Here is a 23330-nt window from a genome sequence, read left to right on the forward strand (position 1 = left end):
CATGTGGTTCGCCATCCTGATGTTCGGCGAGCCCGGGGCCGAGATCCTGTACCCCAACCCCGGATTCCCGATCTACGAATCCGCCATTCGCTTCACCGGCGCGACGCCGGTGCCGGTGCGGCTGCGCGAGGAGAACGGCTTCGCCTTCTCGGCCGAGGAGGTGCTGTCGCAGATCACGCCGCGCACCCGCCTGCTGATCATCAACAGCCCGGCCAACCCGACCGGCGGCGTGGTGCCGAAGGCCGAGCTCGACCGCCTGGCCGCCGGGCTGGAGCGGCACCCGCATGTCGCGGTGCTGAGCGACGAGATCTACAGCCGCATCCTCTATGATGGGGCGGAGCACAGCTGCTTCCTCTCATACCCCGCCTTGCGCGACCGGGTGATCCTGCTGGACGGCTGGTCGAAGACCTATGCCATGACCGGCTGGCGGCTGGGCTGGAGCGTGTGGCCCAAGGCCCTGCGCGAGGGCGCGACGCGGCTGGCGGTCAACTCGCATTCCTGCGTCAACGCCTCCGCCCAATATGCCGGCATCGCCGCGCTGCGGGGGCCGCAGGACGCGGTCGACACGATGTGCGCCGCCTTCGCCGAGCGCCGCCGCGTGGTGGTCGACGCGCTGAACCGCCTGCCGGGCGTGCGCTGCGTCGAGCCGGGCGGCGCTTTCTACGCCTTCCCCAACATCACCGGCACCGGGATGACCGCCAAGGCGCTGCAGACCAAGCTGCTGGAGGAGTGCGGCGTCGCCACCATCGCCGGCACCAGCTTCGGCGCCATGGGCGAGGGCTTTCTGCGCCTGTCCTACGCCAACAGCGTCGATGCCATCCGCCAGGCGATCGACCGCATGGCGGGCGCCCTGGCTTGATCGAAGCCCAAAGAAGCAGCACTATGCCTAAATTCTGAGCAAGACCTCGTTCACCCCTCGTCTCCGGCCAGGAGTCGGCGACTGGCACGGGGCTTGCTTCACATGTCGGCGAGAGCGTTCCGCACCCGGCGGTGGCGCGCAAACGATCCAGGGAACGGTTCCGAACCCATGAAGAAAGTCGAAGCCATCATCAAACCGTTCAAGCTCGACGAGGTGAAGGAGGCCCTTCACGAGGTCGGGATCAAGGGCATCACCGTCACCGAGGCGAAGGGCTTCGGCCGCCAGAAGGGCCACACCGAGCTGTATCGCGGCGCGGAATATGTGGTCGACTTCCTGCCCAAGGTGAAGGTCGAGGTGGTCATGGAGGACGCGCTGGTCGAGCGTGCGATCGAGGCCATCCAGCAGGCCGCCCAGACCGGCCGGATCGGCGACGGCAAGATCTTCGTCACCCCGGTGGAGGAGGTCATCCGCATCCGCACCGGTGAGAAGGGCGCCGACGCCATCTGAGCGCCGGCCTGTACCAGCCGCCCAAGAACGACTCTCAAGAAACGCAAACACAGTCCGAACACAGGAAGAAAGAATCATGGCCGACGGTGTGACCAAGGTCCTCGATCTGATCAAAGAGAACGACGTCAAATACGTCGATTTCCGCTTCACCGACTTCCGCGGGAAGGTGCATCACGTCAGCCAGCACGTCTCGACGGTGGACGAGGACATGCTGACCGACGGCGTCATGTTCGACGGCTCGTCGATCGCCGGCTGGAAGGCGATCAACGAGTCCGACATGATCCTGATGCCGGATGTCGACACCGCGGTCATGGACCCCTTCGCCGCCCAGGCGCAGCTGAACATCACCTGCGACATCCTGGAGCCGGCCACCGGCCAGCCCTACAGCCGTGACCCGCGCTCGATCGCCAAGTCGGCGGAGCGCTACATGGCGTCGCTCGGCATCGGCGACACCGCCTATTTCGGCCCCGAGGCCGAGTTCTTCATCTTCGACGACGTCCGCTACCAGCAGAACACCACCTCGGCCTTCTACTACCTCGACAGCGAGGACGCGTCGGAGAACAGCGGCAAGGTCTACCCGGACGGCAACCGCGGCCATCGCGTGCAGCCGAAGGGCGGCTACTTCCCGGTGCCACCGCTGGACGCCGCGCACGACCTGCGCGCCGAGATGCTGACCACCCTCGCCGAGATGGGCGTGACGGTCGAGAAGCACCACCACGAGGTGGCGGCCTCGCAGCATGAGCTGGGCATCAAGTTCGAGACCCTGATCAAGAGCGCCGACGCGCTGCAGGCGTTCAAGTACGTCGTGCACAACGTCGCCGACGCCTACGGCAAGAGCGCGACCTTCATGCCGAAGCCGGTCAAGGGCGACAACGGCTCGGGCATGCATGTCCACCAGTCGATCTGGAAGGAAGGCAAGCCGACCTTCGCCGGCTCGGGCTATGCCGACCTGTCGGACACCGCGCTGTACTACATTGGCGGCATCATCAAGCACGCCAAGGCGCTGAACGCGCTGACCAACCCGTCGACCAACAGCTACAAGCGCCTGATCCCGGGCTTCGAGGCGCCGGTGCTGCTGGCCTATTCGGCCCGCAACCGCTCGGCCTCCTGCCGCATCCCCTACGTCTCCTCGCCGAAGGGCAAGCGCGTCGAGGTGCGGTTCCCGGACCCGACCGCCAACCCCTACCTCGCCTTCTCGGCCATGCTGATGGCCGGGCTGGACGGCATCCAGAACAAGATCCATCCGGGCGAGGCGATGGACAAGAACCTGTACGACCTGCCGCCGGAGGAGCTGAAGAACGTCCCGACGGTCTGCGGCTCGCTGCGCGAGGCGCTGCTGGCGCTCGAGGCCGACCACGCCTTCCTGCTGAAGGGCGACGTGTTCACCAAGGACATGATCGAGGCCTATCTCGAGCTGAAGTGGGAAGAAGTGTACGCCTTCGAGCACACCCCGCACCCGATCGAGTTCCAGATGTACTACTCGGTCTGATCGCAGGCCGCTCGGGTATTCCCGCTTCCCTTCACTGTCATGCCCGGGCTTGACCCGGGCATCCAGGGCCGCAAGAGCCGCTTTCGATGGCCCCTGGATTGCCGGGTCAAGCCCGGCAATGACAGTTGGGGATTGGGCCCTATGGCCCAACCGATCATCCCGACCCGAGAGAACCCCGCCGGAGACGGCGGGGTTTTTTCTTGCGCGAATGGCAGGCGGGAGAGGCTTGCGGTTGCCCGCGCCACCTGCTGATATCGTTACCAGCAGCGCAGCGGCCGGAAGCGGGAGATCCTCAGGATCCCGGCCGGCCAGGCGCGGTGCCGCCAGGGGTCCCCGACGGTCCGCCCCGTGGCCTCGCGTCCTGCCGAAACAAGAAACGAGGCCAAATTGACAGGGACGGCAATCGACGTCGTCGACGTGACCAAGGTGTTCGGCAGCGACCAGAGCGGCGCGGTCCGGGCCCTGAACGGGGTATCGGTGCAGATCCGGGACAACGAGTTCTTCACCCTCCTCGGCCCGTCCGGCTGCGGCAAGACCACGTTGCTGCGCATGATCGCCGGCTTCGAGGAGCCGACCAGCGGTCATATCCTGCTGCACGGCAAGCCGATCGAGGGACTGCCGCCGCACAGGCGGCCGGTGAACACGGTATTCCAGAGTTATGCCCTGTTCCCACACATGACGGTGCGCGAGAACATCCGCTTCGGCCTGGAGATGAAGGGCGTCGAGCGCGCCCGGGCCGATGCCCGCGTCGCCGAGATGATCACCCTGGTCAAGCTGGGCGGGATGGAGGGCCGCAAGCCGGCCCAGCTGTCCGGCGGGCAGCAGCAGCGCGTCGCCCTAGCCCGCGCGCTGGCCAGCGAGCCGCAGGTGCTGCTGCTGGACGAGCCGCTGTCGGCGCTCGACCTCAAGCTGCGCAAGGAGATGCAGATCGAGCTGAAGCGGCTGCAGACCGAGACCGGCATCACCTTCATCTTCGTCACGCACGACCAAGAGGAGGCGCTGACGATGTCGGACCGGATCGCGGTGATGAGCCAGGGCGAGATCCTGCAGATCGGCGGCCCGCGCGACATCTACGACCGGCCGACCCGGCGCTTCGTGGCCCATTTCATCGGCGAGACCAACTTCTTCGAAGGCCCCCTTGCCGCCCGCCTCGGCTGCGCCGACGGCGCCACGCTGGCGGTGCGGCCGGAGCGGATCCTGCTCACCGCCGAGGCCGGGCCCGGCAGCCTGGCCGGGACGGTCGAGACGGTGGTCTATGTCGGCACCGACACCACCTATCATATCCGCCTGGCCGATGGCGGGCCGCTGGTCACCGCCCGGCTGCAGAACCGCACCGGGGCGCAGCAGAGCTTCCAGCCCGGCGAACGGGTGGGCGTCGGCGTGCCGGCTGGCGCCGGCCAGGCCCTGGCCGATTGAGGGCGGCGGCGATGGCGCGCGGCAATTCGCTGAGGACCCTGAGCCTGATCGGCGTCCCGGTCGGCTTCATCCTGATCTTCTTCATCGTCCCGCTGGCGATCATGGCGGTCGTCTCGGTCGCCGAGCGCGGCCAGTTCGGCGGGGTGCAATGGAACACCTTCTCGACCGAGGCCTATCTCCGCTTCCTGTATGAGCGCGATTTCGACGACAGCCTGATCTGGAACCCGGCCTATGCCCAGATCCTGCTGCGCTCTGTCTGGCTGTCGCTGCTGACCACGGTGCTGTGCGTGCTGATCGGCTTCCCGACCGCGCTGCACATGGCGATGCAGCCGCCGCCGCGGCGCAACCTGCTGATCTTCCTGGTCACCATCCCGTTCTGGACCAACCTGCTGGTGCGCAACTACGCCTGGATCCTGATGCTGCGCTCCGGCGGGCTGATCGATTCGGCGCTGCAAAGCCTGGGCGTGACCACCGGCTCGCTGAACCTGATGTACACTGAGACGGCGATCGCCATCGGCCTCACCTACTCCTTCCTGCCCTTCATGGTGCTGCCGATCTATTCCAGCCTGGAGAAGCTGGATTTCCGGCTGGTCGAGGCCGCCTACGACCTGGGCGCCGACAAGTGGCGGGCGCTGCGCCGCATCGTCATCCCGCTGGCCATGCCGGGCATCGCCGCCGGCGCCATCCTGGTCTTCATCCCCTGCCTCGGCGCCTATGTGACGCCGGACCTGCTGGGCGGGTCGAAGTCGATGATGATCGGCAACCTGATCCAGAACCAGTTCGGCTCGTCCCGCAACTGGCCGTTCGGGGCGGCGCTGTCCTTCGCCCTGCTGGGGGTCGTGCTGCTGGCGATGATGCTGTACCTGCTCCGCTTCCGCCGCGCGCCGCAGGTGGCGAAATGAGCAGCCGGCTGCGCGCTTTCCCCGGCGTCCGCGCCGTGTCCTGGGCGTTCTTCGCCTATCTCTACATCCCGATTGTCGTGCTGCTGGTGCTGGCCTTCAACGCCGGCAGCTCGGCCACGATCTGGGAGGGGTTCAGCACCCGCTGGTTCGGCGTCGTCCTGGGCAACCCGGACATCCTGCGCTCGGCCAAGAACTCGCTGATCGTCGCCCTGGTCTCGTCCGTCGCCGCCACGGTCATGGCGATCCCGGCCGCGATCGGCATGGCCCGGCGCCGCTTCCGCGGCCAGACCGCGGTCAGCGCCCTGATCGCCCTGCCCCTGGTGGTGCCGGAGGTGGTAACGGCGGTGGCGACGCTGCTGTTCTTCACCGCCGTCAGCCTGCCGCTGGGCCTGTTCACCATCATCCTGGCCCATATCGTCTTCTGCATCCCCTTCGCCTACCTGCCGATCCGGGCGCGACTGGAGGGGATGGATGCCAGCCTGGGCGAGGCCGCGTCCGACCTCTACGCCACGCCCTGGCGGGCCTTCCGCCGGGTGACGCTGCCGCTCTTGTGGCCCGGCATCCTGTCCGGGCTGATGCTGGCCTTCATCATCTCGCTCGACGACTTCGTCATCACCTTCTTCGTCTCCGGCGCCGGGGCGACGACCCTGCCGATCTACATCTACGGCATGATCCGCATCGGCGTGACGCCGGAGGTCAACGCCATCTCCGCGCTGATGCTGCTGATTTCGATCGTCTTCGTCGCCCTGTCCTGGGTGGTGGGACGGGCGCGGAGCTAACCAGGGAGGCCCGAAATTCGGAACCGAAGCATCTGCCTTGCCGCCGCCTTCGCCGCGGCCCTGCTGGCCGCCCCAGCCGCCTGGGCGGCCGGCGACCTGTTCCTGTTCAACTGGACCAACTACACCCCGCCCGACCTCCTGAAGAAGTTCGAGGCCGAGACCGGGATCAAGGTCACGCTCGACGTCTATGATTCGAACGAGACCCTGCTGGCCAAGCTGCAGGCCGGCGGCGCCAGCTACGACGTGGTGGTGCCGTCCGACTACATGGTCGACATCATGGTCAAGCAGGGCCTGCTGCAGGAGATCGACGCGGCTGCCATGCCCGGCTTCGATGCCGTCATGGCCCCGCATGACAAGCCCTGGTACGATCCGGAGCGGAAATACTCCGCGCCCTATATGTGGGGCACCACCGGCTTCAGCTACGACAGCGCCAAGGTGCAGGGCCCGGTGGACGACAGCTGGTGGTCGATCTTCAACCCGGACGGCCCGTTCAAGGGCAGCCTGGCGATGATGAACGACTCGGTCGAGGTGTTCAACGCGGCCGCCTACTATCTGGGCATCGACCGCTGCACCGAGAGCAGCGAGGACGCCGGCAAGATCTACAAGCTGCTGGCGGCGCAGAAGCCGGCCGTCTCGCTCTACAACTCCGACGGGTCGGTCGAGCGCATGGGCGCCGGCGAGGTCGTGGCCCACATGCAGTGGAACGGCGCGGCCCACCGCACCAAGCAGAAGCGGCCGAGCGTGGTCTTCGTCTATCCGAAGGAGGGCATTAGCCTCTGGGCCGACAACCTCGTGGTGCCGAAGGCCGCCAAGAACCCGGAGAACGCCAAGATCTTCATCGCCTGGATGCTGAAGCCGGAGAACATCGCCGCGGCCAGCAACTTCACCACCTACATGAACGCGATCAAGGGCTCCGAGCCCTTCATGGACAAGGCGCTAAGCGAGGATCCGGCGATCAACATGCCGCCGGAATACGCCAGCCGGCTGCGCCCGGCCAAGAACTGCTCTCCCGCTTCGGTCGAGCTGCGCGACCGGGTCTGGACCCGCCTGAAGTCCTGAGGCGGCTGGGCCATGCCCAGCCCCGACCGTCGGTGGGGCCGGGTGCGACACCACAATCCGACGATGACAGGAGAGATTTGAGATGGGATCCGCAAGACAGCTTCTGCTCGCCGCCGTGGCCGCTATCGGGGCGCTGACGGCGGCGTCGGCCGCGCAGGCGGCCGGCGGCGAGCTCTATTTCTACAACTGGTCGAACTACTACCCGCCGGAGCTGCTGAAGAAGTTCGAGGCCGAGACCGGCATCAAGGTCACGCTCGACGTCTATGATTCGAACGAGACCCTGCTGGCCAAGCTGCAGGCCGGCGCCGCCGGATACGACGTGGTGGTGCCGTCCGACTACATGGTCGCGATGATGATCAAGCAGAACCTGCTGCAGGAGATCGACGCCAGCCAGATGGCCGACTTCAAGAATGTCGGCGCGCCGCACGACAAGCCCTGGTACGACCCGGAGCGAAAGTACTCCGCTCCCTATATGTGGGGCACCACCGGCTTCAGCTACGACACCGCCAAGGTCGAGGGCGGCAAGGTCGACGACAGCTGGTGGTCGATCTTCAACCCCGACGGTCCGTTCAAGGGCAAGCTCGGCATGATGAACGACCCGGTCGAGGTCTATAAGGCCGCGGCGATGTATCTCGGCATCAACTTCTGCACCGAGAACAGCGAGGATGCCGGCAAGATCTTCAAGCTGCTGGAGGCGCAGAAGCCGAGCGTGTCCCTCTACAACTCCGACGGCACGATCGAGCGCATGATCGCCGGCGAGGTCGCGGCCCACATGCAGTGGAACGGCGCCGCGCACCGGACCAAGGAGGGGCGGCCGACCGTCGCCTATGTCTATCCGAAGGAAGGCATCAACTTCTGGAACGACAACTTCGCCGTGCCGGTCGGGGCGAAGAACGTCGAGAACGCCAAGATCTTCATCGACTGGATGATGAAGCCCGAGAACATCGCCATCGCCACCAACTTCACCGGCTACAACAACGCCATCAAGGGGTCGCCGGAGTTCATGGACCCGAAGCTGCGCGACGACCCGGCGGTCAACACGCCGCAGGAGATGCTGAGCCGGCTGAACCCGAACCAGAACTGCTCGCAGCCGGCCGTCGACCTGCGCGAGCGGGTCTGGACCCGGCTGAAGTCGTAGGCCGTTCGGCCCGGTTCGCTGCCGGCGCGGGAAGGCGCCGGTTGCGAACCGGGGTCCGGCACGCTACCTGTTGCAGGTCAGACAGATCTCTCGAGTGAACAGGATCCCCCATGGTCGACCGCCCGTTCCCCACGCGTCTCGACGACGAGGAGGAGGAAGAAGAGGAAGAGCGCCCCGAGAAGGAGAAGAAGGAGGAGCTCGGTCCGCAGATCGGCAACATCCTCTTCAAGAACCGGACGGTGCTGCTGTTCGGTGAAATCTCCATGAAGCTGGCGCAAGGGATCAGCGCGCAGCTGCTGGCGCTCGCCGCCGATGACGAGAAGAAGCCGATCCGGCTGGTGATCAACTCGCCGGGCGGCCATGTCGAGGCCGGCGACACCATCCACGACATGATCCGCTTCATCGGCGCGCCGGTGAAGGTGATCGGCACCGGCTGGGTGGCCAGCGCCGGCGCCCATATCTATCTGGCGGCGAAGAAGGAGAACCGCCTGTCGCTGCCGAACACCCGGTTCCTGCTGCACCAGCCGTCCGGTGGCGCCGGTGGCCGGGCGGTCGATATCGACATCGAGGCGCGCGAGATCATCAAGATGCGCCGCCGGTTGAACGAGATCATCTCGCGCGAGACCGGCCAGCCGCTGGAGAAGGTCGAGCGCGACACCGACCGCAACTACTGGATGTCGGCCGAGGAGGCGAAGGATTACGGCCTCGTCGGCAAGATCATCGACAACATCAAGGATGCCGGCTGACGCAAGTCAGCTGACGCGGCGGCGGGCCCTGCTGGGGCTCGCCGCCCTTCCCTTCTGCGCCGCGGCCGCCCCCGCTGTCGACCAGCCCGGCGAACGGCGCCTCAAGCTCTACAACCCGCACACGGACGAACGCTTCGACGACGTCTATGCCGTCGACGGCGCGCTTTCGGACGACGCCACCAAGCGGCTGGACTGGCTGCTGCGCGACCATCATGTCGACGTGGCGACCACGATGGACCCGGGCGTCTTCGACCTGCTGTGGCTGATGGCCCGGCGCTACCAGGTCGCCACCAACCGGCGGGTGACGATCAACCTTCACTCCGGCTACCGCACCCCCGAGACCAACGAGACGCTGCGCCCCGAGGGCGCCGCACGGAACAGCCTGCACATGCAGGGCAAGGCGGTGGACCTGTCGGTGCAGGGCTACGGCATGGTGTTCCTGGCGAACCACGCCCAGGCGGTGGCCAGCGGCGGCCTCGGCCTGTACTGGCGCTCCGACTTCGTCCATCTCGACACCGGCCCGAAGCGCGTCTGGTACAAGCGCTTCTGACGCTCTCACCGTCGCTGCCAGTCATCCGGCGGTCCCTCGGTTACTTTCAAAACCCTTCTTGCGGGACGGGGCCGGACTCCCGAACTTGCCGACGGTATCTTTTCGTAACCAAGTTCGGAGACTTCCCATGGCGAAGCTCGCCCTCATCGGCGCCAGCGGCAATGTCGGCTCGAAGATCCTGGCCGAGGCGCTGAGCCGCGGCCACCAGGTCGCCGGCATCGTCCGCAACCCGGAGAAGCTGCCGCGGCACCCGAATCTCACCGCCGTGCGGGGCGACGTGTACGACGCCGATGGCCTGGCGAAGCTGCTGGCCGGGCATGACGCGGTGATCAGCTCGGTGCACTACACCGCCTCCGACCCCGCCTTGCTGCTGCAGGCGGTGAAGGCGTCGGGCGTGAAGCGCTACCTGGTGGTCGGCGGCGCCGGCAGCCTGGAGGTGGCGCCGGGCGTGCAGCTGGTCGACACGCCGGAGTTCCCGGCGCTGTACAAGGAGGAGGCGTCGAAGGGCCGCGACTATCTGAACCTGCTGCGCGGCGAGACCGGCTTGGACTGGACCTTCCTGTCGCCCTCGGCCTTGATCGCGCCGGGCGAGCGCACCGGCAAGTTCCGCCTCGGCGGCGACCAGCTTCTGGTCGGCGCGGACGGGCAGAGCCGCATCAGCCAGGAAGACTACGCCGTCGCCCTGATCGACGAACTGGAGAAGCCGGCGCACAGCCGCCAGCGCTTCACTGTCGGCTACTGAGGCCGCCGGACCATTGTTGTCCGCGGCGCGACGAATTGTTGTCCGATCGCCGGCTTGACCCGGGATCGCAAAAACAACTCAATCGTACCGCCATTGCCGGGCCTGGAAACGCGCCCAAACCGGGCCCGGCGCAAGCGGGCGAGAGCCCCGCGGCACCCCTCCCCACTCTGATCCGGAGACGATCATGGCCGACCTGAGCGACCAGCTCGACCACACCTGGGCGCCCCGAGTGCTCAGCATCCTGCGCATCGCCACCGCCCTGTTCTTCCTGCAGCACGGCTTCGCCAAGCTGCTGGGCTTCCCGCATGTCGCTTATTTCGACGGGCTGCAGCTGTTCTCGCTGATCGGCCTGGCCGGTGTGATGGAGATCGTCGGCAGCCTGCTGCTGCTGATCGGCCTGTTCACCCGCCCGGTGGCTTTCCTGCTGTCCGGCGAGATGGCCGTGGCCTACTTCATGGCCCACGCGCCGCAGGGCTTCTTCCCGATCCTGAACCAGGGCGAGCTGGCGGCGCTGTACAGCTTCGTCTTCCTGTACTTCGCCGCGGCCGGCGGCGGGGCCTGGAGCCTGGACGCCGTCCGCAGCCCGCGCCTGGCGATGGCCTGATCTCCCGCACCGTCATTGCGACCCCGGCCTTGAGCCGGGGGAAGCAATCCAGGGCCGTTTGGCTTGGCCCCTGGATTGCTTCGTCGGCTTTCGCCTCCTCGCAATGACGGTTTTGGCCGGCCCGCCGTCAGGCAGCAGGCTGCTGCTGGGTGATGCAGTGGATCCCGCCACCGCCGAGGAAGATGTCGCGGGCATGGACCTGCACGACGCGGCGGTTCGGGAAGGCGTCGCGGATGATGCGGAAGGCGCGCTCATCCTCGGCCACGTCGAAGGCCGGCATCACGATGCCGCCATTGGCGATATAGAAATTGACGTAGGACAGGCTCAGCCGCTTGCCGTTGTGCTCCTGCCGTGCCGGCTGCGGCACCTCGATCACCTGCAGCGGCCGGCCCTTGGCGTCCTTGGCCGAACGCAGGATGTCGAGATTGGTCTGCAGCGTGTCGAAATTGCCGTCGCTCTTGTCGTCGGTCGACAGCGCCAGCACCACGCCCGGGCGGACGAAGCAGGCGATCTCGTCGACATGGCCGTCGGTCTCGTCGTCCTCGATCCCCTCCGGCAGCCAGATCACGGTGGAGACGCCGAGCCAGTCGCGCAGGTTCTGCTCGACCTGGGCCTTGGTCAGGTCCGGGTTGCGGTTCGGGTTCAGGAGGCACTGCTCGGTGGTCAGCACCGTGCCTTCGCCATCGACATGGACGGCCCCGCCCTCCAGCACGAAGGGCGCGCGGAAGCGCCGGGCACCGACATGCTTCAGGATCTGCTTGGCCACCACCGCGTCGCGGCCGTAGGGCTGGTACTTCTGGCCCCAGGCGTTGAAGCGCCAATGCGCGCCGGCCAGGTGGCCGTTGCGGTCGAGCAGGAAGGTCGGCCCGGAATCGCGCAGCCAGCTGTCGTCGATCTCCATCGACAGCACGTCGATCGCGGTGCCGTTGCCCAGGGTCAGCGACGCCTCGGCCACGTCGGCCGGGTTGCAGACCAGCGTCACCGGCTCGAAATCGGCGATAGCGCGGGCGACATCGGCATAGGCGGTGCGGGCGGCGTCCATATGCTCGCCCCAGACTTCGTCCCGGCACGGCCAGGCCATCCAGCAGCGGCTGTGGGGCTCCCATTCCGCGGGCATGACGTAGCCGAGGGAGGCAGGGACGGTCACAATGGCGTTCCGAAGCAGTTCTCGCTCAAGAGCCAGAGGCTAGCGTCCGCCGCGCCCGGATGAAAGGGCGCTGTGCAATTCCCGCATATGGAACGGGCCCGACCTTGCGGCCGGGCCCGTGAAACCGATCGTCCCGAAGGACTATGATGACAGTGCAGCAATCAAATGCGGCGCTGAGAGATCGACTTTTCCCCCTTCGTCAAACGGCGGCCGAACGGCGCCAGACGAATGGTTCCAAAGATCGACAGAAACGACATGAGAAGCTCATGAATTGTTCTCGAACGCCGTAGATATAGTCGACGGGCTCGATTTTTGCTCCGGGGGCAAACGCCGAGGGTCACCTGCGCGCCACGCATGACTCAGAGTCCTGCGCGGCCCAGGCCGAAACCGGCAGAAAATACCGTTCCGCTGCGCTCCGACCTTATGTTCCTGCGGCGAAGGCCAGTTGCTCGTCCCGCCGCCGCTTCTTCTCGTGCCGGACCAGGAGGCCGCCGGCGATCACCACGCCGGTGGTGACGATGACGACGATGATGGTGGCCAGCGCGTTGATCTCCGGCGTCACCCCCAGCTTCACCTTGGAGAAGATGTAGACCGGCAGGGTGGTCGAGCCGGGGCCGGAGACGAAGCTGGTGATCACCAGCGTGTCCAGCGACAGGGTGAAGGACAGGAGCCAGCCGGCGATCACCGCCGGCGAGATGATCGGCAGGGTGATCCAGAAGAACACCGTCAGCGGCCGGGCGCCGAGATCCATCGCCGCCTCCTCGATCGATTCGTCGAGGCTGACCAGCCGCGACTGCACGATAACCGCGACATAGGCCAGGCAGAAGGTGATGTGGGCGATGGTGATCGTCACCATGCCGCGGCCTTGCGGGAAGCCGAACAGCCCCTCCATCGCCACGAACAGCAGCAGCATCGACAGGCCGGTGATCACCTCGGGCATCACCAGCGGCGCCGTGACCATGCCGGAGAACAGGGTGCGGCCGCGGAACCGGCCGAAGCGGGCCAGCACCAGCCCGGCCACCGTCCCCAGCACGCAGGCCACCGTGGCGGCGATGGCGGCGATCTCCAGCGACCGCCGCGCCGCGTCCAGCATCTGCTCGTTCTCCAGCAGCGTGCCGTACCATTTGGTCGAGAAACCGCCCCAGATCGTGACCAGCCGGCTCTCGTTGAAGGAGTAGAACATCAGGAGGATGATCGGCACGTAGAGGAAGGCGTAGCCGAACACCAGGCAGGTGAACAGGAACCAGGGCCGCCTCATCGCTCCGCCTCCTGCTGCTTCGCCTGGACGTACTGGAAGATCATGATCGGGATCACCAGCACCAGCAGCAGCACGATCGCGACCGCCGAGGCGACCGGCCAGTCGGTGTTCTGGAAGAACTCGTTCGACAGAACCTTGCCGATCATCAGCGTGTCGATGCCGCCCAGCAGCTCCGGGATCACGTATTCGCCGACCGCCGGGATGAACACCAGCAGCGACCCGGCGATGATGCCGGGCAGCGACAGCGGCAGCGTGATCAGCAGAAACGCCTTCCACGGCCGGCAGCCGAGATCCTCCGCCGCCTCGAGCAGGGAGATGTCCAGCTTCTCCAGCGTCGCATAGAGCGGCAGGATCATGAAGGGCAGGTAGGAATAGACGATGCCGATATAGACGGCGACATCGGTGTGCAGGATCTCCAGCGGCTGGTCGATGATGCCGAGCCAGAGCAGCAGGTTGTTGAGCAGCCCCTGCTGCTGGAGGATGCCGATCCAGGCATAGACCCGGATCAGGAACGAGGTCCAGAACGGCAGAATCACCAGCATCAGCAGCGGCACCCGCCACTGCTGGCTGGACCGGGCGATGGCATAGGCCATCGGATAGCCGACCAGCAGGCTGAGCACCGTCGAGATCGCAGCGATCTTCAGCGAGCTGAAATAGGCGCTGACATAGAGCGGGTCGTCGAGCAGGAACTGGAAGTTGCCGAGGCTGAGCGTGATCCCGACATGGGTGTCGTCGATCCAGTCCCAGAGCGGCGTGTAGGGCGGCTGGCCGATCACCTTGTCGGCGAAGGCGATCTTCAGGACGATGACGAAGGGGATCAGGAAGAACAGGAACAGCCAGACATAAGGCAGCGCGATCACCAGGCTGCGGCCCAGCCGCCCGCCCAGGCGCCGCAGGATCGACGGCCCCGCCGCGACCCGCGGGGCGGCGCTCTCCGCCGCGTCGCTCGCCGTCACCGCGGTCATTGCGTCAGCACCACGCCGGCGAAGGGCTGCCAGGACAGCCGGACCTCGTCCTCCCAGGTGATCGGCATCTCGGTCAGGCGCGACACGTTCGGCGCCGTCACCCGCACCGTCTTCCCGTTCGGCAGCGCGATCAGATAGATCGACAGGTTGCCGAGATAGGCGATCTCCTTGACCACGCCGAGCGTGGTGTTGGTGCCGGCGCCGGGCTCGCTATCCGGCTTGGAGATGGCGATCTTCTCCGGCCGCACCGCGACCCAGACCTGGGTCCCGACCGGCACCGGCAGGCCGTGGCTGATGTGGAGCTGGCAGCCGGCCTCCGGACTGTCGATCAGGACATGCTCCGGATGATCCTCGGCTACGCGGCCCTCGAACAGATTCACCGAGCCGATGAAGTCGGCCACGAACTTGGATTGCGGGTATTCGTAGATCTCGGCCGGGGTGCCGAGCTGGGAGATATAGCCGGAGTTCATCACCGCGATGCGGCTGGACATGGTCATCGCCTCCTCCTGGTCGTGGGTCACGACCACGAAGGTGATGCCGACCTTCTCCTGGATGTTCACCAGCTCAAACTGAGTCTGCTCTCGCAGCTTCTTGTCCAGCGCGCCCAGCGGCTCGTCCAGCAGCAGCAGCTTCGGCCGCTTGACCAGGCTGCGCGCCAGGGCGACGCGCTGGCGCTGACCGCCGGACAGCTGGTGCGGCTTGCGCTTGGAGAAGCGGCCGAGCTGGACCAGGTCCAGCACCTCGGCGACGCGATTCTTGATCTCGGCCGCCGGCACCCGGTCCTGGCGCAGGCCGAAGGCCACGTTCTGCTCCACCGTCATGTGCGGGAACAGCGCGTAGCTCTGGAACATCATGTTGACCGGCCGCTCATAGGGCGGCACGGCGGTCATGTCGACGCCGTCGATGAAGATCTTGCCTTCGGTCGGCCGCTCGAACCCCGCCATCATGCGCAGCAGCGTGGTCTTGCCGCAGCCCGACCCGCCCAGCAGGGCGAAGAACTCGCCGCGGTAGATCGACAGGCTGACATCGTCGACGGCGGTGAAGTCGCCGAATTTCTTGGTCACCTTCTCGATCCGGACATAAGGCTTCTCGTCCGGATTGCGCCACGGCTGCGGCGCCGTCTGCTGCTTCGGCTTGGCTTGGCCCATCCCCGTCTCCGGCCCCTGACCCCCAAGTGGAACGGCCGCCGCATCCTGTCCGGGTGCGGCGGCCGCGCTGTTTACTGGCCGGTGCGGAACCGTGTCCAGGTCCGCGTCCGCAGGCGTTCGTAGCTGGACGACGCCTCGGTGATCGCGAACAGCCGCTTCATCACATCCGCGGGCGGGAAGATGCGGGGGTCGTTGGCGATGTCGGGGTTCATCAGCTCCTTGGCGCCGAGCACCGCATTGCCGTAGCCGACGAAGTCGTCGATGCCGGCCATCACCTTCGGCTCGAGCAGGAAGTTGAGATAGGCGTAGGCGGCGTCGACGTGCGGCGCATCCTTCGGGATCGCCGCCATGTCGAACCAGATCTGCGCGCCCTCCTTCGGGATGAAGTAGTCGATGGTGACGCCGTTCTTCGCCTCTTCGGCCCGGGTCTTGGCGATGTTGACGTCGCCCGACCAGCCGAGGGAGACGCAGACGTTGCCGCCCGCCAGATCGTTGATGTACTGCGACGAGTGGAGGTATTTCAGATACGGGCGGATCTTCATCAGGGCGTCTTCGGCCTTCTTGAGATCCTCGGGCTTCTGGCTGTTGGGGTCGAGGTGCAGATAGTTCAGCACCGTGGGCAGCACGTCGGTCGGGCTGTCCAGCATGGTGATGCCGCAATCGGCCAGCTTCTTGGCGTTCTCCGGGTCCAGCACCATGGCGATGCTGTCCGGCGGGGTGTCGCCCAGCCGCTTCTTCACCTGGTCGACATTGTAGCCGACGCCGACCGTGCCCCACTGGTAGATGATCGCGTGCTTGTTGCCCGGATCGGCGCTCTCGACCAGCTTCATCAGCGACGGGTCGAGGTTCTTCCAGTTCGGGATCTTGGACTTGTCGAGCTCGAGATAGACCTTCGCCTTGATCTGGCGGGCCAGGAAGGGCTGCGCCGTCGGCACGACGACGTCATAGCCGGAGTTGCCGGTCAGCAGCTTGGCTTCCAGCGCCTCGTTGCCGTCATAGGTGTCGTAGACGGTCTTGATGCCGGTGGCCTTGGTGAAGTCGGCCAGGGTGGTCTCGCCGATATAGTCCGACCAGTTGTAGATGTTGACGACCTTCTCCTGGGCCAGGGCCGGCGCCGCCACGGCGCATAGCGCGGCGGTCGCGAGAAGGCTTTGCACGAGACGCTTCATGTAACCGTTCCCTGTCTGTGGTCTGTTCGAGAACCCGTCGAGCCGGCTCCCCCTTCTGATTCATTGCAACGCGCCGCTGGGAAAACTGTCAATCGCGGCGACGGCGCAGTGCACAAAACGGGCTCGAACCGTCCTCCCTGTGCCCTGCGTTCATGACATTTGCAACCCCGCCCTTATTCCCGTCCCGAAGTAAAAAGGGGCGGCCCCTTCATGGCCGCCCCTGCCCTTCACATCTTGCCGACATCCCGCGCCGTGGCGTCGATCGCGACCTTGGCCCGCCGCACCAGCTCGTCGACCTCGTCGCGCGAGATCACCAGCGGCGGCGCCAGCACCATGGCGTCGCGCACAGCGCGCATCACCAGGTCGTTCTCGAAGCAGTGGTTGCGGCACTGGGTGCCGACCGTTCCGTATTCGGCGAAGCGCTTGCGCGTGGCCTTGTCCTGGACCAGCTCGATCGCGGCGATCAGGCCGACGCCGCGCACCTCGCCGACGATCGGATGGTCGGCGAAAGCTTCGCGCAGCCGGTCCTGGAAGTACGGGCCGATATCGGTCCGTGTGCGGTCGACCAGCCCTTCGCGCTCCATGATCCGGATGTTGGCCAGCGCCACGGCACAGGCCACCGGGTGACCGGAATAGGTGAAGCCGTGATAGAACTCGCCGCCCTCGTCGATCAGCGTCCGGGCCACCCGGTCGCCGACCATGACGGCGGACAGCGGCAGGTAGCCCGAGGTGATGCCCTTGGCGAGGGTCATCAGGTCCGGCTGGATGCCGAACAGGTCGGAGCCGAACCATTCGCCGGTGCGGCCGAAACCGCAGATCACCTCGTCGGCGATCAGCAGCACGTCGTATTGGCGGCAGATGCGCTGCACCTCCGGGAAATAGCTGGCCGGCGGGATGATGACGCCGCCGGCGCCCTGGATCGGCTCGGCGATCACCGCGGCGACGCTGTCGGCGCCCAGCTCCTTGATCCGGTCCTCGATCGCCTTGGCGGCCAGCTTGCCGAAGGCCTCCGGGTCCAGGTCGCCCCCGTAATCGTACCAATAGGGCGCCATGACGTGGTGGAAGCCGGGGAACGGCAGGTCGGCCTGGCGGTGCATCGCCCCCATGCCGCACAGCGAGACCGCGACCATGGTCGAGCCGTGATAGCCGTAGTTGCGGCCGATGATCGCCTTCTTGCGGTGCTTGCCCTTCAGGTCCCAATAGTGCCGGACCATGCGGACGATGGTGTCGTTCGCTTCCGACCCGCTGTTGGCATAGAAGACGTGGTTCAGCCCGTCGGGCGTGATCTCCGCCAGCTTGGCCGACAGCTCGGCCGCGGCCGGCGTCGTGGTCTTGAAGAAGGTGTTGTAGAAGGGCAACTCGAGCATCTGCTCATGGGCGACGTCGGCCAGCTCCTTGCGGCCGTAGCCGACATTGACGCACCACAGGCCGGCCATGCCGTCGATCAGCTGGCGGCCTTCGGAATCCCACAGCCAGACGCCCTCGCCGCGGGTGATGACGCGGCTGCCCCCTTCGCTGGCCAGCGACTTATAGTCGGTGAAGGGGTGCAGGTGATGGGCGGTGTCCAGCGCCTTCCACTCGGCGGTGGTGCGGCTGGCGGCAAAGCTGTTCATGACGCGACCTCGCGTGAATCCGGACGAAAAAACGGAAACCGGGCCGCGGCTGCGGCGGCCCCTCGCTCAGGCGCGCGGCGGGTTGTAGCCGATGCGGGCGCACAGCAGCATCAGCTCCTGCTTGCGCGATCGACGACTGCGATAGGGCCGTGGCCGTGTCATGATCCCATCAGCATATCGCCGCCGGCGCGCGCCGTCACTAGCCGACCGACTCGGACCGCCTAGCTGACCGGCCCGGCGCGGTCGAAGGCGGCGAGGATCGGGCCGACCCGGATGCCCCAGCCGACCGACAGCCCGTCCGGCGCCGACAGGGCCGAGATCGAGCCGTCGAGATACAGCGCGTTGCGGCACCCCAGCCCGTCGCGGAACAGCCGGGCGAAGCTGCCGAAGCTGACCCTGTCGCTGGAGATGGCGAAGACCACGGTGTGGTCGTCACGGATGCCGACGCCGTTGCGGATCTTGCGCGACGAGCCGTCGTCGCTGAACAGCGGGTGCAGCGCGCCGTCGATCACCAGCATCGGGCCGGACTGGGTGGCGATCCCGGCCGCCGGCGCCCGGCGCAGATAGGCCCCCGTCTCCAGGATCCCGGCGCTCTCGCCATCGACATAGAAGACGCCGTTCGGCTTCATGAAGAAGTTGCCGTCGCCGTCCCCCTCATTGGCCGGGTTGAGCTGCCGGCCGCCGGAGACGAAGAGCCCGACCGGCGACAGATCCTCGTGATACATGCCGGCGTTCATCGACACCACCGGCGGGTCTCCCGCCGCGGCCATCGCCCGCTTGAAGGCATAGAGCGAGCCGTAGGGCCGGCCGTCGCGGTCCTGCCAGAACAGCCCGACCCGGTAGCGGCGCAGGTCGAGCTCGCAGACGGTGTAGTCGGACGCCTCGAAGGACACCGCCCGGCACGGCCCGGCGGCCGCCCGGCTGTCCGGCCCGGTGAAGGACGAGGCCCCCGGCGTCAGCGGCGCCGCGGCGGGCGGCTGCAGAATCGGCGGGGCCGGCCGGGCGGCCTCCTCCGCCGGCCTGGGCGTGCTCACGGCTGCGCCGCAGGCGGTGGTCAGCAGCAGAGCCAGCAAGGAGAAAAGTCTCGTCCTGTGACGTCGATCATGGGGCCAGTGACATCTCAGCTTCATACAGACCGCCTAGCCTGCCGCGCGTTCGCATCATTCATGCAGGGAGATTCGCACCAAATGATGACATGGCTTCGCCTCGGGCTGATCGGCTTCGTGGTGGCCGCCGCGGGGACCGCGCAGGCCGCCGACCCGCTGACGGGCAAGGAATACAAGGTCCTGCTCGATCCGGCAAAGTTCCAGGCGCAGCCGGTCGCCACCGCCAACAGCTTCCTGTCCGAACTGCGGACCAGGCTGACCGCGGCCGGCTTCGACCGCACGGTCGACGGCAGCTTCGCGGTCAACAAGGTCCGCACCGTCCGCTACTATGATTCGCCGGGCACCTGCCGGCTGAACACTCTCGGCTACAGCTTCCGCGAGCGGGTCGAGGGCACCGGCCGCGAGATCAACCTGAAGTTCCGCTCGGACAGCCAGTCGACCGCGGCCAACACCGATGTCAGCGGCAGCGACAACGATGCCGAGACCAAGCTGGAGGCGGACATCACCCCGCCGTTCAAGTTCGTCTACTCGCACTCGACCACCGAGCCGCTGTCGGCCACCAAGAACCTGAACATCCTGGACGACGTGGTCGACCTGTTCCCGCCGACCAAGTCGCTGAACCTGCCGAAGCAGGAGGCGCTGAACCTGGTCGGCAACCTGTCGATCACCGAGCGCACCTATGACGGGCCGGTGAGCGACCTGGGCCAGCAGGACGCCGAGTTCGACCTGACCCTGTGGTATGCCAACGGGTCGTCGACCGTCGCCAGCGCCGAGGTGTCGTTCAAGGTCGAGGACAAGGACGGCGACTTCACCAGCAAGGTCGACCAGCGCTCGAAGCTGATGTTCGACACCATCCGCGGCATGACCGGCTGGGTGTCGACCAACCCGACGACCAAGACCCAGTGGGTCTATCAGTACCAGCCGAACTTCTGCAACTGAGCCCCGGCCGGGCGTTCGGGACGGGCCGGATGAAGCCCCATCCGGTCCGTTTTCGTATCGAATTGTGCGATGCAGCAACGCTGAGACAATTCGCGACAATCCTTGTTGCGCCGCGACACAGTTCTGAGACAAGCGGCCCGCACCCTGCGCTCCAGGCCATAAGGAGCGACAGGCATGAGACGCCCGATGATTCGGACGTTGGCGGGAGTTGTGGCGCTGGCCCTGGCCGGCGGGCTGGCATGGCAGGCGTCGCGGGGCACCGCGGCGACGACGCCCCAGGCGGCCGCACGGCCGGCACCCAGCGTGGTCGTGTCGCCGCCGCTGGTCCGTCGCGTGGTCGACCAGCGCGAATATGCCGGGCGGTTCGAGCCGACGGCGAGCGTCGAGATCCGGGCCCGGGTCTCCGGCTACCTGCAGTCGATCGGCTTCGAGGATGGCCAGATCGTCCAAGCCGGGCAGACGCTGTTCACCATCGACCCCCGCCCCTACCAGGCCGCGGTGGCCGAGGCGCAGGCCCAGCTGGCCAGCGCCCGGGCGCAGCGCGACCTGGCCGAGCTGGAACTGCGCCGGGCCGAGCAGCTGGTCGGCTCCTCCGCCGTCTCCCGCTCCACCCTCGACCAGCGCCGCCAGCAGAAGCAGGCGGCCGACGCCGCCTTCGAGCTGGCCCAGGCCGGGCTGACCCGGGCGCAGCTGGATCTGGATTTCACCGAGATCAAGGCGCCGATCAGCGGCCGGGTGTCGAACCGGCGGGTCGATGCCGGCAGCCTGGTGTCGGACACCGGCACGCTGCTGACCACCGTGGTGGCGCTGGACCCGATCTACTTCGTCTTCGATATGAGCGAGCGCGACTTCGTCGCCTATGAGCGGGCGGTGAAGTCGGGCGAGCTGCGGCCGATCCGCGACCGCGACGTGCCGATCGAGGCGCGGCTGCAGGACGACGAGGGCTGGCCCTACCAGGGCACGATGAGCTTCGTCGACAACCGGTTAGAGAGTGGAGCCGGCACCATCCGCGCCCGCGCCGTGCTGGCCAATGCCGACCTGTTCATCACCCCCGGCCAGTTCGGCCGGCTGCGCCTCGCCTCCTCCGGCGAACGCGACGCGCTGCTGGTGCCGGAGACGGCGCTGCTGACCGACCAGGCCAGCCGGATTGTGCTGACGCTGAACGACGACGACACGCTGCGGGCCACGCCGGTGCGCCTCGGCGCCCGGCTGCCGGGCGGCCTGCGCGTGGTCGAAAGCGGGCTCAAGGCCGAGGACCGGGTCGTGATCAACGGCCTGCTGCGCGGCCGCGCCGGCCAGAAGGTGGTGCCACAGGCCGGCGAGATCGCGCCGGCCGCCACCGCCATGGTCAATTGAGCCGGGGATCGCCATGCGCCTGCCCCATCTCTGCATCGAGCGGCCGATCCTGGCCACAGTGCTGTCGGTGCTGATCGTCCTGATCGGCATCGCCGGCTACGTCACCCTGCCCCTGGCGCAGTATCCCGAGATCACGCCGCCCACCGTCGTCGTCCGCGCCCAGTATCCCGGCGCCTCGGCCGAGGTGATGAGCAGCACCGTCGCCGTGCCGATCGAGCAGGAGATCAACGGTGTCGAGAACATGCTCTACATGTCCTCGCAGGCCACCGGCGACGGCCAGCTCAGCATCACCGTCACCTTCACCCTGGGGACGGACCTCGACGAGGCGCAGGTGCTGGTGCAGAACCGGGTGGCGGTGGCCGAGCCGCGGCTGCCGGAGGAGGTGCGCCGCCTGGGCGTGACGGTGCGGAAGTCGTCGCCGGACATCCTGCTGGTGGTGCAGCTGTTCTCGCCCGACGGCTCGCGCTCGCCGCTCTACCTCTCCAATTACGCGACGCTGCGCATCCGCGACGCGCTGCTGCGGGTCGAGGGCGTCGGCGACGTGCGTATGCCCACCGCCCGCGACTACGCCATCCAGGTCTGGCTGGACCCGGACGCGGTCGCCGCCCGCAACCTGACGGCCGGCGAGGTGGTGGCCGCCCTGCAGGCCCAGAACGTGCAGGTCGCCGCCGGCGTGGTGAACGAGCCGCCGGTGGCGTCCGGCGGCGCTTTCGAGCTGAATGTCGAGACGCTGGGCCGCCTGTCCGACCCCGCCGAGTTCGAAAATATCATCATCAAGACCGACGCCGATGGTCGCGTCACCCGGATCCGCGACGTCGCCAGGGTCGAGCTGACAGCACAGAGCTTCCGCGGCGGCGCCCTGTTCGACGGCCGCGTCTCGCAGCCGATCCAGGTGTTTCAGCAGCCTGGGTCGAACGCGCTGGAGACGGCCGACCGCGTGGTCGCGGCGATGGCGCAGCTGGGCCGCAACCTGCCGGCCGGGGTCGAATACGCCATCCCGTTCAACCCGACCCGCTTCATCGCCGAGAGCGTCAGCGAGGTCTACACCGCGATCCTCGAGGCGGTGGCGCTGGTGGTGCTGGTGGTGATCCTGTTCCTGCACAGCTGGCGGGCGGCGATCATCCCGATCCTGGCGATCCCGATCTCGCTGATCGGCACCTTCGCGGTGATGGCCGGCCTGGGCTATTCGCTGAACAACCTGTCGCTGCTGGGCCTCGTCCTCGCCATCGGCATCGTCGTCGACGACGCCATCGTCGTGGTCGAGAACGTCGAGCGGCATCTTCGTGCCGGCCTGTCGCCGCGGCAGGCGGCGCACAAATCGATGGAGGAGATCAGCGGCGCGCTGATCGCCATCGCCCTGGTGCTGTGCGCGGTGTTCGTGCCGGCAGCGATGATGTCCGGCATCTCCGGCCGGTTCTTCCGCCAGTTCGCGGTGACCATCGCCGCGGCGACCGCGATCTCCGCCTTCGTGTCGCTGACGCTCAGCCCGGCTTTGTGCGCCCTGCTGCTGCGGCCGCAGGGCGAGCATACCGCCAGGCCCCGCAATGTCCTGCTGCGCGGCCTGGCCGCCGGCGCCCGCGGCTTCAACGCCGGCTTTGACAAGCTGTCGTTCGGCTATGGCGGGCTGACCCGCCGGCTGCTGCGCGTCGGCCTGCTGGTGCTGGTGGCCTATGGCGGGCTGCTGGGCCTGACCGGCTGGCAGTTCGGCCGGGCGCCGACCGGCTTCATCCCGGTGATGGACCAGGGCTATTTCCTGACCGCGGTGCAGCTGCCGCCCGGCGCCGCCCTGGCCCGCACCGACGCGGCGATGAAGGCCGTCTCCGACCGGCTGGACGCGA

22 protein-coding genes are annotated in these 23330 nt (G+C 67.2%); 15 read left to right on the top strand and 7 right to left on the bottom strand.

The genetic code is table 11. From position 1 onward, the window contains the following. The 12 genes from ABDW35_RS08455 to ABDW35_RS08510 all read left to right on the top strand — a co-directional run. The coding region (locus ABDW35_RS08455; protein ID WP_343713414.1) for an aminotransferase class I/II-fold pyridoxal phosphate-dependent enzyme at positions 1-859 on the top strand (859 nt) is incomplete at its 5' end. A gap of 168 nt (positions 860-1027) precedes the next feature. Beyond that, the gene (locus tag ABDW35_RS08460) at positions 1028-1366 is read left to right on the top strand and encodes a P-II family nitrogen regulator (protein ID WP_034832554.1); all 339 of its coding nucleotides are present in this window, start codon (positions 1028-1030) and stop codon (positions 1364-1366) included. A 76-nt stretch (positions 1367-1442) separates the two neighbouring features. Next, entirely contained in the window at positions 1443-2855 is a 1413-nt protein-coding gene (glnA, locus tag ABDW35_RS08465; RefSeq protein ID WP_088150451.1) for a type I glutamate--ammonia ligase, read from the top strand. Positions 2856-3242: 387 nt separating this feature from the next. Then, complete coding sequence (locus tag ABDW35_RS08470; RefSeq protein WP_343713415.1) at positions 3243-4271, top strand: ABC transporter ATP-binding protein; 1029 nt, start codon at positions 3243-3245, stop codon at positions 4269-4271. Between the two features lie 11 nt (positions 4272-4282). Further along, positions 4283-5173 (top strand): ABC transporter permease, encoded by an 891-nt coding sequence (locus ABDW35_RS08475; protein ID WP_343713416.1) that lies wholly within the window; start codon positions 4283-4285, stop codon positions 5171-5173. After that, the gene (locus ABDW35_RS08480; RefSeq protein WP_343713417.1) at positions 5170-5952 is read left to right on the top strand and encodes an ABC transporter permease; all 783 of its coding nucleotides are present in this window, start codon (positions 5170-5172) and stop codon (positions 5950-5952) included. Before ABDW35_RS08475 ends, ABDW35_RS08480 begins: the two co-directional genes overlap by 4 nt. Positions 5953-6015: 63 nt before the next feature. Next, positions 6016-7011: an extracellular solute-binding protein gene (locus ABDW35_RS08485; RefSeq protein WP_343713433.1), complete on the top strand. Its 996-nt coding sequence runs from the start codon at positions 6016-6018 to the stop codon at positions 7009-7011. Between the two features lie 82 nt (positions 7012-7093). After that, positions 7094-8149 carry an extracellular solute-binding protein gene (locus ABDW35_RS08490; protein WP_343713418.1) on the top strand — a complete coding sequence of 352 codons (1056 nt, stop codon included), beginning with the start codon at positions 7094-7096 and terminating at the stop codon, positions 8147-8149. A 110-nt stretch (positions 8150-8259) separates the two neighbouring features. Further along, positions 8260-8895: an ATP-dependent Clp protease proteolytic subunit gene (locus ABDW35_RS08495; protein WP_343713419.1), complete on the top strand. Its 636-nt coding sequence runs from the start codon at positions 8260-8262 to the stop codon at positions 8893-8895. Continuing rightward, complete coding sequence (locus ABDW35_RS08500) at positions 8885-9445, top strand: DUF882 domain-containing protein (RefSeq protein WP_343713420.1); 561 nt, start codon at positions 8885-8887, stop codon at positions 9443-9445. The genes ABDW35_RS08495 and ABDW35_RS08500 overlap by 11 nt, the downstream gene beginning before the upstream one ends. Before the next feature lie 127 nt (positions 9446-9572). Next, positions 9573-10187: an NAD(P)-dependent oxidoreductase gene (locus tag ABDW35_RS08505; protein ID WP_343713421.1), complete on the top strand. Its 615-nt coding sequence runs from the start codon at positions 9573-9575 to the stop codon at positions 10185-10187. A gap of 184 nt (positions 10188-10371) precedes the next feature. After that, positions 10372-10791 (top strand): DoxX family protein, encoded by a 420-nt coding sequence (locus tag ABDW35_RS08510; protein ID WP_343713422.1) that lies wholly within the window; start codon positions 10372-10374, stop codon positions 10789-10791. A gap of 127 nt (positions 10792-10918) precedes the next feature. Here the strand turns inward: ABDW35_RS08510 and aguA are convergent, their stop codons facing one another. The 7 genes from aguA to ABDW35_RS08545 form a co-directional block, all read right to left on the bottom strand. Beyond that, positions 10919-11938 (bottom strand): agmatine deiminase, encoded by a 1020-nt coding sequence (aguA, locus tag ABDW35_RS08515; protein WP_343713423.1) that lies wholly within the window; start codon positions 11936-11938, stop codon positions 10919-10921. 421 nt (positions 11939-12359) lie between these two features. Then, on the bottom strand, positions 12360-13196 hold the full coding sequence (locus tag ABDW35_RS08520) for an ABC transporter permease subunit (protein WP_343713424.1): 837 nt from the start codon (positions 13194-13196) through the stop codon (positions 12360-12362). Further along, entirely contained in the window at positions 13193-14161 is a 969-nt protein-coding gene (locus ABDW35_RS08525) for an ABC transporter permease subunit (RefSeq protein ID WP_343713425.1), read from the bottom strand. Before ABDW35_RS08525 ends, ABDW35_RS08520 begins: the two co-directional genes overlap by 4 nt. Continuing rightward, positions 14158-15309: a polyamine ABC transporter ATP-binding protein gene (potA, locus tag ABDW35_RS08530; protein WP_343713426.1), complete on the bottom strand. Its 1152-nt coding sequence runs from the start codon at positions 15307-15309 to the stop codon at positions 14158-14160. The genes ABDW35_RS08525 and potA overlap by 4 nt, the downstream gene beginning before the upstream one ends. 71 nt (positions 15310-15380) lie before the next feature. Further along, complete coding sequence (locus tag ABDW35_RS08535) at positions 15381-16478, bottom strand: polyamine ABC transporter substrate-binding protein (RefSeq protein WP_343713427.1); 1098 nt, start codon at positions 16476-16478, stop codon at positions 15381-15383. A gap of 227 nt (positions 16479-16705) precedes the next feature. Continuing rightward, complete coding sequence (locus ABDW35_RS08540; RefSeq protein ID WP_343713428.1) at positions 16706-18091, bottom strand: aspartate aminotransferase family protein; 1386 nt, start codon at positions 18089-18091, stop codon at positions 16706-16708. Between the two features lie 221 nt (positions 18092-18312). After that, positions 18313-19164, bottom strand: a complete 852-nt coding sequence (locus ABDW35_RS08545; protein WP_343713429.1) for a phosphodiester glycosidase family protein — start codon at positions 19162-19164, stop codon at positions 18313-18315. A gap of 114 nt (positions 19165-19278) precedes the next feature. Here ABDW35_RS08545 and ABDW35_RS08550 point away from each other — a divergent pair, with 114 nt between their 5' ends. The 3 genes from ABDW35_RS08550 to ABDW35_RS08560 form a co-directional block, all read left to right on the top strand. Beyond that, the gene (locus ABDW35_RS08550) at positions 19279-20136 is read left to right on the top strand and encodes a hypothetical protein (protein ID WP_343713430.1); all 858 of its coding nucleotides are present in this window, start codon (positions 19279-19281) and stop codon (positions 20134-20136) included. A gap of 186 nt (positions 20137-20322) precedes the next feature. Beyond that, positions 20323-21492 (top strand): efflux RND transporter periplasmic adaptor subunit, encoded by a 1170-nt coding sequence (locus tag ABDW35_RS08555; protein WP_343713431.1) that lies wholly within the window; start codon positions 20323-20325, stop codon positions 21490-21492. Positions 21493-21505: 13 nt separating this feature from the next. Further along, the coding region (locus ABDW35_RS08560; protein ID WP_343713432.1) for an efflux RND transporter permease subunit at positions 21506-23330 on the top strand (1825 nt) is incomplete at its 3' end.

Source organism: Inquilinus sp. (assembly GCF_039594555.1).
Classification (GTDB): Bacteria; Pseudomonadota; Alphaproteobacteria; order DSM-16000; family Inquilinaceae; genus Inquilinus.